Source organism: Halorhodospira neutriphila, from assembly GCF_016584055.1.
Classification (GTDB): Bacteria; Pseudomonadota; Gammaproteobacteria; order Nitrococcales; family Halorhodospiraceae; genus Halorhodospira; species Halorhodospira neutriphila.
This window is the reverse complement of the sequence record NZ_NRSH01000088.1, coordinates 1-9,185: the sequence shown is the minus strand read 5'-3', so window position 1 is coordinate 9,185 and position 9,185 is coordinate 1. Positions and strand designations below refer to the sequence as shown.

The following is a 9,185-nucleotide window of genomic DNA, read 5'->3' as shown; positions in this document are numbered from 1 at the left end:
GGGCGAGGAGGGCTGCAGCGCGGCGCTGCGCGCCGGGGCGGACTACGCCACCGCCGATACCGGGGCACTCACCCTGGGCTGGGAGGGCAGCGCCCCGCACGTCGTGAGCGAGTACGAGCGCCGCGGCCGCGTCTACCACCGCCACCGCGGCTGGCGGCCCTGGCTTTCGGCTACGCCGAGTCAGTAGAATCTGCCGTCTAGCGGAGGCGACGCGCTTTCAAGGGAGCCCATGCTCGAGCTCATCCAGGCCGGCGGCTGGCTGATGATCCCCATCCTCGTCTGCTCGGTGCTCGCCCTGGCGATCACCCTGGAGCGGCTCTGGGCGCTGCGGCGGGAGACGATCCTGCCCCCGGCGCTGCGCGGCCAGGCTCGGCGCCTGGCGCAGGGCCGCGAGCTCGAGGAGCGCCATATCGAGACCCTCCAGGAGAGCTCGCCGCTGGGGCGGATCCTGGCCATGGGGCTGCTGCACCGCCACCACGGCCGGGCGGCCATGGCCGAGGCCATCGAGGACGCCGGGCGCCACGAGATGCACCGGCTCGAGCGCTACCTCAACACCCTGGGCACGATCGCCGCCATCACCCCGCTGCTCGGCCTGCTCGGGACGGTGATCGGCATGATCCGCGTCTTCGGCGCCATCAGCGCCGAGGGCCTCGGCGACGCGCAGGCCCTCTCCGGCGGCATCGGCGAGGCGCTGATCAGCACCGCGACGGGGCTGACGGTCGCCATCCCCGCCCTGATGGCCTACCGCTACCTGCGCGGGCTCGTCGATAGCCGCGTCGTGGAGATGGAGCAGGAGGCCCTGCGCCTGCTCGAGGCCGGCGGCGGCCTCCAGGGGCCCGCCGCCGCGCGGGAGGCCGCTTGAACCTGCGCCGCGGCCGCCACCGCGAGGAGCCGGAGCTCAACCTCGCGCCGCTGATCGACGTCGTCTTCCTGCTGCTGATCTTCTTCATGGTCACCACGACCTTCGTCCGCGAGGCCGGGCTCGACATCACGCTGCCCGAGTCGAGCGCTGCCCGGAGCGCCGCGCCCGAGGCCGTCGAGGTCAGCGTCGGCGCCGACGGGACGTACTACGTCGGCGAGCAGGCGCTGATCAACCGCCGCCCCGAGACGCTGGCGAAGGCCCTGCGCGAGGCGCTCGAGGCGGGCGGCGGCGAGCAGCAGCGGGTCGTCGTGCGGGCCGCCGCGCAGGCGCCGCACCAGGCCGTGGTGCGCGCCCTCGACGGCGTCGGCCGGGCGGGCGTCGAGCGCGTCTCCATCGCGACGCTGCGCGCTGCGGAGGAGGCGGATTGAGCCGCGCCGACGCCGCCCCCGGCGACGAGCCCGCAGCGCAGCCGCCGCGCCGGGGGGGCTGGGAGACCTTCAGGCGGCTCTTCCTCGGCTACGTGGCCCCGCACTGGAAGGTCGGCCTGGTGGCCGTCGCCTTCATGATCGCCCTCTCCGCCACCCAGACCGGCTTCGTCTCGGTGATCCGCCCGCTGCTCGACGAGGGCTTCGTCAAGCAGGACCCGGCGACCATCCGCTTCTACGCCGCCGTGCTCATCGGCCTGGTCCTCTTCCAGGGCGTCGCCCACTTCGTCTCCCACTACCTGATCTCCTGGATCGGCCGGATGCTCGTCAAGCGCATCCGGCTCGACGTCCACGACCGGCTCCTGGTCATGCCCAGCGCGGTCTTCGACCGCCACTCCGCCGGGCGGCTGGTCTCCAAGCTGACCTACGAGGCGGAGCAGGTGGCCGGGGCGGTGACCCAGGCGGCCGTGACGCTGGTCCAGGACCTGGCCATGGTCGTCTTCCTGGTCGGCTACATGGCCTACCTCTCGCCGCGGCTGATGGTCATCGTCGTCTTCGTCCTCCCGGTGGTGGGGGGGATCATCGCCTACGTCACCCAGCGCTTCCGCAAGCTCAGCAAGCGCATCCACCGCAGCGTGGGCGGCGTGGGCAGCGTCGCCGAGGAGAGCGTCCACGGCTACCCGATCATCAAGGGCTTCGGCCAGGCCGAGCGCGAGCGCCGGCGCTTCGAGCAGGTCAACGAGCGCAACCGCCGCCAGTCGCTGAAGTTCCAGGCGACGAAGTTCGCCGCCGTCCCCCTGGTGCGCCTGGCCGCGGGGAGCGCGCTGGCCCTCATCATCTACCTGGTGACCTTCGAGTCGCTGGTCGAGGTCGTCACGGTGGGGACCTTCGCCTCCTTCGCCGGGGCCCTGATGATGCTCAACCAGCCGCTGAAGTCCCTCATCGGCATCAACGCCACCCTCCAGCGGGGGATCGCCGCGGCGCAGAGCATCTTCCAGGTGGTCGACACCCCGGGGGAGGAGGATACCGGGACGCGGCAGATCGAGCGCGCCGCCGGCGAGGTGGCGCTCCGCGGCGTGCGCTTCTCCTACGACGGCGAGCGCGAGGTCCTGCGGGGCATCGACCTGGCCGCCTCGCCCGGCGAGCGGATCGCCCTCGTCGGCCCCTCGGGCGGCGGCAAGAGCACGCTGGTGAGCCTCCTTCCCCGCTTCTACGAGCCGACCGCCGGCGAGATCCGCCTCGACGGGGTGGCGCTGCCGGCGTACCGGCTGGCCGACCTGCGCCGCCAGCTGGCGATGGTCAGCCAGGACGTGACCCTCTTCAATACGACCGTCGCCGAGAACATCCGCTTCGGCGCCCCCGGGCCGGTGACCGAGGAGCAGATCCGGCAGGCGGCGGAGGCCGCCAGCGCCCGGGGCTTCATCGAGGCGCTGCCGCACGGCTTCGAGACCGAGATCGGCGAGGACGGCGTCATGCTCTCCGGCGGCCAGCGCCAGCGCGTCGCCATCGCCCGCGCCGTGCTCCGGGACGCGCCGATCCTCATCCTCGACGAGGCGACCTCGGCGCTGGACACCGAGTCCGAGCGCGCCATCCAGCAGGCCCTGGAGCGGCTGATGGCCGGGCGCACGGCCTTCATCATCGCCCACCGCCTCTCCACCGTGGAGCGGGCCGACCGGATCGTCTTCCTCGAGCAGGGGCGCATCGTCGAGGCGGGCACCCACGGCGAGCTCCTCGCCCGCGACGGCCGCTACGCGGCGCTCTACCGGATGCAGCTAGGGGCGGAGCCCGCTGCGGGGGCGGGGCAAGGGCAGGAGGGATAGCCGATGGTTCCACCCCGGAGCTGGTTCCGTGAGGGGGGCTGGCTGCCGCAGCTCATGGCGCCCTTAGCCGGCCTCTACGGGGCGCTCGTCGCCTGGCGCCACGCCTCGTACCGCTCCGGGCGGAGCCGGGTCGAGGCCTCGCCGGTGCCGGTGATCGTCGTCGGCAACATCTTCGTCGGCGGCACCGGCAAGACGCCCCTGGTGGCGTGGCTCGTCGAGCGGCTCAGGGCGGAGGGCTGGCACCCGGGGATCGTCTCCCGCGGCTACGGGGGGCGCGCCGGAGACGGGCCGACCTTCGTCGCCGAGGCCTCGGAGGCCGTCGAGGTGGGCGACGAGCCGCTGCTGCTCGCCCGGCGCACCGGGGCGCCGGTGTGCGTCGGGCGCAACCGGCCGGCGGCGGTGGCCGCGCTCCACGCGCAGGCGGGCTGCGACGTCGTGGTCAGCGACGACGGCCTGCAGCACCTGCGCATGGGGCGCGCCGCGGAGATCGTGGTCATCGACGCCGAGCGCGGCCTCGGCAACGGCCGCCTCCTGCCGGCCGGGCCCCTGCGCGAGCCCGCCTCCCGGCTCGAGCGCGTCGACCTGGTCGTGGCCAACGGCGGGCCGACCGAGCAGACGGCGTACGCCTTCCACCTCTGCCCCGGGGAGCCGGAGGCCCTCGACGGCTCGCAGCGGCCGTGGCCCGGCGGCAGCTGCCACGTCGTGGCGGGGATCGGCAATCCGGGGCGCTTCTTCCGGGCCGCCGCCGAGATGGGGCTGGACGCCTATCCCCACGCCTTCGCTGACCACCACACCTTCCGGGCCCGGGACCTGGCCTTCGGCTTCGGGGCCGACTGGCCGATCCTGATGACCGAGAAGGACGCCGTGAAGTGCCGCCACCTGCCGCAGGCCGAGCGGATCTGGACGCTGCCGACCCAGGTGGTGACCACCCCGGAGCTGGAGTTCGCCGTCAGCTGCCTGCTCGCCCGCATCCTGACCCAGGGAGCATCCGCCCGATGAGCGCCGAGCCGCCGTTCACCGTCGTCATCCCCGCCCGCTACGCCGCCTCCCGGCTGCCCGGCAAGCCCCTCGCCGAGCTCGCCGGCGAGCCGCTGATCCGCCACGTCTACCGCCGCGCCTGCGAGAGCGGGGCGGAGCGGGTCGTCGTGGCCACCGACGACGAGCGCATCGCCGCCGCCTGCCGGGCCTTCGGCGCCGCCGTCGCGCTCACCCGGGGCGACCACGCCACGGGCACGGACCGGATCGCCGAGGTGGTAGCGGCCGAGGGGCTCGACGACGAGGCGCTCGTCGTCAACCTCCAGGGGGACGAGCCGCTCATGCCGCCGGCGCTGCTGGGGCTGGCCGCCTCGCGCCTGGCCGCCGACCCCGGCGCGGCGATCGCCACGCTCGCCGTGCCCATCGAGACGGCGGCGGAGCTGCTCGACCCGGCGGCGGTGAAGGTGGTCACCGACCGCCGCGGCCGCGCCCTCTACTTCAGCCGCGCCCCCATCCCCTGGGACCGGGAGCGCTTCCCCGAGCCCGAGGACGCCGCCGTGGCCGGGGGCGGGTGGCTTCGCCACCTGGGCCTCTACGCCTACCGCGCCGGGTTCCTGCGCCGCTTCCCCGGGCTCGAGCCGGCCCCGCCCGAGGCGCGCGAGCGCCTCGAGCAGCTGCGCGCCCTCTGGCACGGCTACGCCATCCAGGTGGCGACCGCCGGGCAGCGCCCCGGCCCCGGCGTCGATACCGCCGCGGACCTCGAGCGCGTGGCCGCCCAGCTCGGTGCCGGCGGCCTGGGCGCCGATGCCGGCCCGTAGCCCGCCGCGGCCTCCGCATGCTGCCCACCCGGAGTAGGGTATTGACAGGCACCTCCTCCCTTTTTAGGATAAAAATTACAATTAATTAAATCATTAAGAGGGAGGCCTTGATGGAGTCCACCACGACCGCACCGCCCATGATGGGCCAGAAGTTCCCCGAGATGGAGGTCAACACCACCCACGGCACGCTGCGCCTGCCCGACGCCTACCGCGGCAAGTGGCTCGTCCTCTTCAGCCATCCGGGCGACTTCACGCCGGTCTGCACCACGGAGTTCGTCTCCTTCCAGCGCTACTACGACCAGTTCCGTGAGCTCGGCGCCGAGCTGCTCGGCCACAGCGTCGACCAGGTCTTCTCCCACATCAAGTGGTCGGAGTGGATCGGCGAGCGGCTCGACACCGAGATCCAGTTCCCCATCATCGCCGACGACCGCGGCGTGGTCGCCGACAAGCTCGGCCTGATCCACCCCGAGAAGGGGAGCAACAGCGTGCGCGGCGTCTTCCTCATCGACCCCGAGGGGACCTTCCGCGCCATCCTCTACTACCCGCAGGAGCTCGGCCGCAACATCGAGGAGATCCTGCGCATGGTGCGCGGCTTCCAGGCCTCGGACCAGAACGGCGTGGCCCTCCCCGCCAACTGGCCCAATAATGAGCTGATCAACGACTGCGGCATCATCCCGCCGGCGGCGGATGTCGAGACGGCGAGGCAGCGGCCGCAGCAGTACGACAGCTTCGACTGGTGGTTCTGCTACCGCTCGATCTAGCGCAGCCGGGCGGCGCCTAGGCCCCGTGGCGGTCTCCCCCCTGGCCGCCCGCGTTTGACAGGGCGCTCGCGTCCCGCCTAGGCTTCGTCCCTGCCCCAGGTGACCCGGTGGCGCCGGCGCGCGCCACCGGGGCCGTGGGCCGAGCCGGCCAGGGGAGGGCCCTTCCCTCCCCGGGCGGCCTCGAGCGCCACGGCCGGGAAGCCGGTGCGCCGCACCGGTCGCCTCCTCCGGCGGCCGCAGGGCGGCAATGCCGGCGCTGTCCCCGCAACGGTAGGCGAGGGGAAGGCGTTAGGGAAGGCCACTGCGGCGTTGGCTGTCCATCCGGGCAGGCGCCGCGGGAAGGCGAAACGCCAGGGGGTCACGCCCCGCCTCGCGAGCCCGGAGACCGGCCTGGGGGACGACGCCACACGGCGGGGAACCGTGCGCGGCGGCGCAGCCCGGTACACCCGCTCCTGCGCCGTGCAATCCGCACCCCGACTCCCTCCCGCGTGGCTCCCGGTATCGACCGATCGATTCAAGGAGCGCGCTACTATGCATATCGAGCCAGGCATGATCGCCCAGCCGAAGGTCGTCTTCGCTGGGGTCGCCGCGGCCGGTGTCGCCGGCTACTACCTGCGCAGCCTCATCCGCCGGCCCAGCGATCTGCCGCGCATCGCCCTCGCGGCCCTGTTCTTCTCCCTGTTCATGCAGTCCTTCCACATGCCGGTCGGCCCCTCCGAGCTGCACTTCGTCGGGGCGATGGCGATCTACCTCACCCTCGGCTTCCTGCCGACGCTCTTCGGCTTCATGCTCGGGCTGCTCGTCCAGGGGATCCTCTTCAATCCGGCTGATCTCATCCACTGGGCGGTGAACAGCCTCTCGCTGATCGCGCCGCTGATCGCTGTGCACTACACCCTCGGCAAGCGCTACGCGGAGCAGGGCGAGTCCCTGACCTGGGCCCGTATCCTGCGCCTCGATGCGGCCTACTACAGCGGCGTGGCGGCGATGGTCGGCCTGTGGCTGGTCGGTACCGGCGCTGAGCTCGCGGCGTGGGCGGCGTGGGCGAGCAGCTATGCGGCGATCGTCGCGGTCGAGCCGGTGATCACCTACGCCGCCGTGCGAGGCCTCAAGGCCTTCGAGGGCCAGGCCTGGACCCGGGCCTTCGCCGTCGACCGGCTGCGGCTGGCGGCGTGAGCGCCGGCACCGTGTGGTTCGTGGGCGCCGGCCCCGGCGCCCCGGACCTGATCACCGTCCGCGGCCGGGACCGCGTCGCCGCTGCCGGCGCGGTCCTCTACGCCGGCTCCCTGGTGCCGCCGGGGGTCCTCGACTGGGCCCCGGCCGGCTGCGAGCTCGCCGACTCCAAGGGCATGACCCTCGAGGCGATCCAGGCGTGGCTGATCGAGCGCGCCCGGCGCCACGAGACCGTGGTCCGCCTCCAGCCCGGCGACCCGGCCCTCTACGGGGCGCTCGCCGAGCTCGCCCGGCCCCTCGACGAGGCCGGCATCCCCGTGGCCGTCGTCCCGGGGGTCACCTCGGCGATGGCCGCGGCGGCGAGCGCGGGGGAGAGCCTGACCCTGCCCGAGGGCCCGCAGAGCGTGATCTTCACCCGCGTCGAGGGGCGCACGCCGATGCCCGAGGGCGAGCAGCTCGCCGATCTCGCCCGCCACGGCGCGAGCCTGTGCATCTACCTGTCGATCACCCTGCTCGAGCGCCTCGCCGAGGAGCTGCGCAGCGCCGGCTGGGCCGACGAGGCGCCCGTGGTGGTCGTGCACCGGGCCTCCTGGCCGGGCGAGGAGCGCATCCTGCGCACCCGCGTGGGGACGCTCGCCGCCGACTGCCGGGCCGCCGGCCTGAGGCGCCAGACCATGATCCTGGTCAGCCCTAGCCTCGGCGCCCGGCAGGCCGGCCCGCAGCCCCGCTCGCGCCTCTACGACCCCGCGTTCACCCACGGCTACCGCCGCGCCGGCGGCGCGGCCGCCAGGAGCGACCCCGATGACTGACTGCATCCTCCTTGTTGGCCACGGCTCCCGCCAGCACGAGGGCAACGACGAGATCCGCCGCTTCGCCGAGCTGCTCCAGAACCGCCACCCGGAGTGGTCCCTGGAGACGTGCTTTATCGAGTTCGCCGACCCGCTGCTCGGCGAGGGCCTCGATCGCGCCGCCGCCCGGGGCCGGCGCGTGACGGTGGTGCCGCTCATCCTCAACGCCGCCGGCCACGTCAAGCTGGAGATCCCCGAGCAGCTCGAGGCCGCCCGCGAGCGCCACCCCCGGCACGAGTTCCGCTACGCCCGCCACCTGGGGGCGTGCGAGCCGATCCTCGGCCTCCTGGAGCGCCGCCTCAAGGAGGCCATGCAGGCCCTCGACGTCCCGGACCCGCGGACCACCGGCGTGATCCTCCTCGGCCGCGGCTCCTCGGACCGCGTCGCCAACGCCGAGCTCTCCCGCCTGGCGCGCTGGCTCTACGAGGGCCACGGCCACGAGCTCGTCGACATCGCCTTCACGGGGGTCACGTACCCGCGCCTCGAGGCCGTCGTCCAGCGCCACCACCGCCTCGGCGCCCTGCAGCAGATCGTGCTGCCCTACTACCTCTTCACCGGGCGGCTCATCCAGCGCATCGAGGGGCAGATCGAGCGCCTGCGCGGCCAGTACCCGCGGACGGCCTTCGCCCTCGGCGAGTACCTCGGCTTCGAGGCGGAGGTCTTCGAGGCCCTCGAGGCGCGGATCGAGGAGGCCTGGGCGGGGACGGCGATGCTCGAGTGCGACGGCTGCCCCCACCGGGCGGCGGCCGCGCACGCCCACGGCCACCACCACCATCACCACCACGGCTGATGGCGGGCGCCTGGGGGCGGCTCATCGGGGTCTCCCTGGGCCCCGGCGATCCGGGGTGGATCACCCGGCGGGCGTGGGCGGTGCTCCAGGGCCCGGCCCGCTGGGCCTACCCGGTGCGCGCCGCGGAGGAGCGCAGCTACGCCCTGGAGATCGCCGAGCGCGGCGGCCTGGCGGTGCCGGACGACGCCGTGCCCCTGGTCTTCCCGATGACCCGCGACCCCGCGGCCCTGGCCGAGGGGTGGGCCCGGGCGGCCGCCGCCGTGGCGGCGATGCTCCGCGAGGGGCGGGACGTCGCCTTCCTCGTCGAGGGGGACGCCTCCACCTACGCCACCTTCGGCCACCTGGCGCGGGCGGTGCGCGCCGAGGCGCCCGGCGTCGAGGTGGAGACGATCCCCGGCGTCGCCTCCTTCCTGGCCGCCCCGGCGCGGGTCGGCTGGCCGCTGGCGAGCCAGGACGAGGCCGTGGCCGTGCTGCCCGGCGGCTACAGCGTGGCGACCGTGGAGCGGCTGCTCCCGGAGGTGGAGACGCTGGTGCTGCTCAAGGTCAAGCCGCTGCTCGAGCCGCTGCTCGACCTCCTCGAGGCGCGCGGCCTGCTGGCGAGCAGCGCCTTCGTCGAGCGGGCGGGCACGCCGCAGGAGCGGGTGGTCACCGACCTGGCCGGCCTGCGCGGGGCGCCGGTCCACTACCTCTCGCTGCTGCTGGTGCGCAACCCGCGC

Annotated in this window: 11 protein-coding genes and 1 riboswitch; all 11 genes read left to right on the top strand. The window is 74.0% G+C overall.

Going from position 1 to position 9,185, the window contains the following annotated elements:
• On the top strand, positions 1-187 hold a 187-nt coding region (locus CKO13_RS08370), incomplete at its 5' end, for a hypothetical protein (protein ID WP_200259419.1).
• Between the two features lie 42 nt (positions 188-229).
• Positions 230-862 carry a MotA/TolQ/ExbB proton channel family protein gene (locus CKO13_RS08365; RefSeq protein WP_200259416.1) on the top strand — a complete coding sequence of 211 codons (633 nt, stop codon included), beginning with the start codon at positions 230-232 and terminating at the stop codon, positions 860-862.
• Positions 859-1,290 carry an ExbD/TolR family protein gene (locus CKO13_RS08360; RefSeq protein WP_200259413.1) on the top strand — a complete coding sequence of 144 codons (432 nt, stop codon included), beginning with the start codon at positions 859-861 and terminating at the stop codon, positions 1,288-1,290. Before CKO13_RS08365 ends, CKO13_RS08360 begins: the two co-directional genes overlap by 4 nt.
• A complete protein-coding gene (gene msbA / locus CKO13_RS08355) occupies positions 1,287-3,107 on the top strand; it encodes a lipid A export permease/ATP-binding protein MsbA (protein ID WP_200259410.1) in 1,821 nt (606 codons plus the stop codon). The genes CKO13_RS08360 and msbA overlap by 4 nt, the downstream gene beginning before the upstream one ends.
• Positions 3,108-3,110: 3 nt before the next feature.
• Positions 3,111-4,106 carry a tetraacyldisaccharide 4'-kinase gene (lpxK, locus tag CKO13_RS08350; protein ID WP_200259407.1) on the top strand — a complete coding sequence of 332 codons (996 nt, stop codon included), beginning with the start codon at positions 3,111-3,113 and terminating at the stop codon, positions 4,104-4,106.
• Positions 4,103-4,900, top strand: coding sequence for a 3-deoxy-manno-octulosonate cytidylyltransferase (gene kdsB, locus CKO13_RS08345; RefSeq protein ID WP_200259404.1), 798 nt, complete (start codon positions 4,103-4,105; stop codon positions 4,898-4,900). Before lpxK ends, kdsB begins: the two co-directional genes overlap by 4 nt.
• A gap of 110 nt (positions 4,901-5,010) precedes the next feature.
• Positions 5,011-5,661, top strand: coding sequence for a peroxiredoxin (locus CKO13_RS08340; RefSeq protein ID WP_200259401.1), 651 nt, complete (start codon positions 5,011-5,013; stop codon positions 5,659-5,661).
• A gap of 155 nt (positions 5,662-5,816) precedes the next feature.
• Positions 5,817-6,069, top strand: a riboswitch (cobalamin riboswitch).
• Positions 6,070-6,192: 123 nt separating this feature from the next.
• Complete coding sequence (locus CKO13_RS08335; RefSeq protein WP_200259398.1) at positions 6,193-6,834, top strand: energy-coupling factor ABC transporter permease; 642 nt, start codon at positions 6,193-6,195, stop codon at positions 6,832-6,834.
• Positions 6,831-7,640 carry a precorrin-4 C(11)-methyltransferase gene (cobM, locus tag CKO13_RS08330; protein WP_200259395.1) on the top strand — a complete coding sequence of 270 codons (810 nt, stop codon included), beginning with the start codon at positions 6,831-6,833 and terminating at the stop codon, positions 7,638-7,640. The genes CKO13_RS08335 and cobM overlap by 4 nt, the downstream gene beginning before the upstream one ends.
• Positions 7,633-8,469 carry a sirohydrochlorin chelatase gene (locus CKO13_RS08325; RefSeq protein ID WP_200259392.1) on the top strand — a complete coding sequence of 279 codons (837 nt, stop codon included), beginning with the start codon at positions 7,633-7,635 and terminating at the stop codon, positions 8,467-8,469. The genes cobM and CKO13_RS08325 overlap by 8 nt, the downstream gene beginning before the upstream one ends.
• A partial coding sequence (cobI, locus tag CKO13_RS08320) for a precorrin-2 C(20)-methyltransferase (protein WP_200259389.1) occupies positions 8,469-9,185 on the top strand: 717 nt, incomplete at its 3' end. The genes CKO13_RS08325 and cobI, both read left to right, overlap by 1 nt.

Coding starts and splice junctions, on each gene's coding strand:
- CKO13_RS08365 (WP_200259416.1), top strand. CDS start 230: ATGCTCGAGCTCATCCAGGCCGGCGGCTGGCTGATGATCCCCATCCTC.
- CKO13_RS08335 (WP_200259398.1), top strand. CDS start 6,193: ATGCATATCGAGCCAGGCATGATCGCCCAGCCGAAGGTCGTCTTCGCT.
- lpxK (WP_200259407.1), top strand. CDS start 3,111: ATGGTTCCACCCCGGAGCTGGTTCCGTGAGGGGGGCTGGCTGCCGCAG.
- CKO13_RS08340 (WP_200259401.1), top strand. CDS start 5,011: ATGGAGTCCACCACGACCGCACCGCCCATGATGGGCCAGAAGTTCCCC.
- CKO13_RS08325 (WP_200259392.1), top strand. CDS start 7,633: ATGACTGACTGCATCCTCCTTGTTGGCCACGGCTCCCGCCAGCACGAG.
- kdsB (WP_200259404.1), top strand. CDS start 4,103: ATGAGCGCCGAGCCGCCGTTCACCGTCGTCATCCCCGCCCGCTACGCC.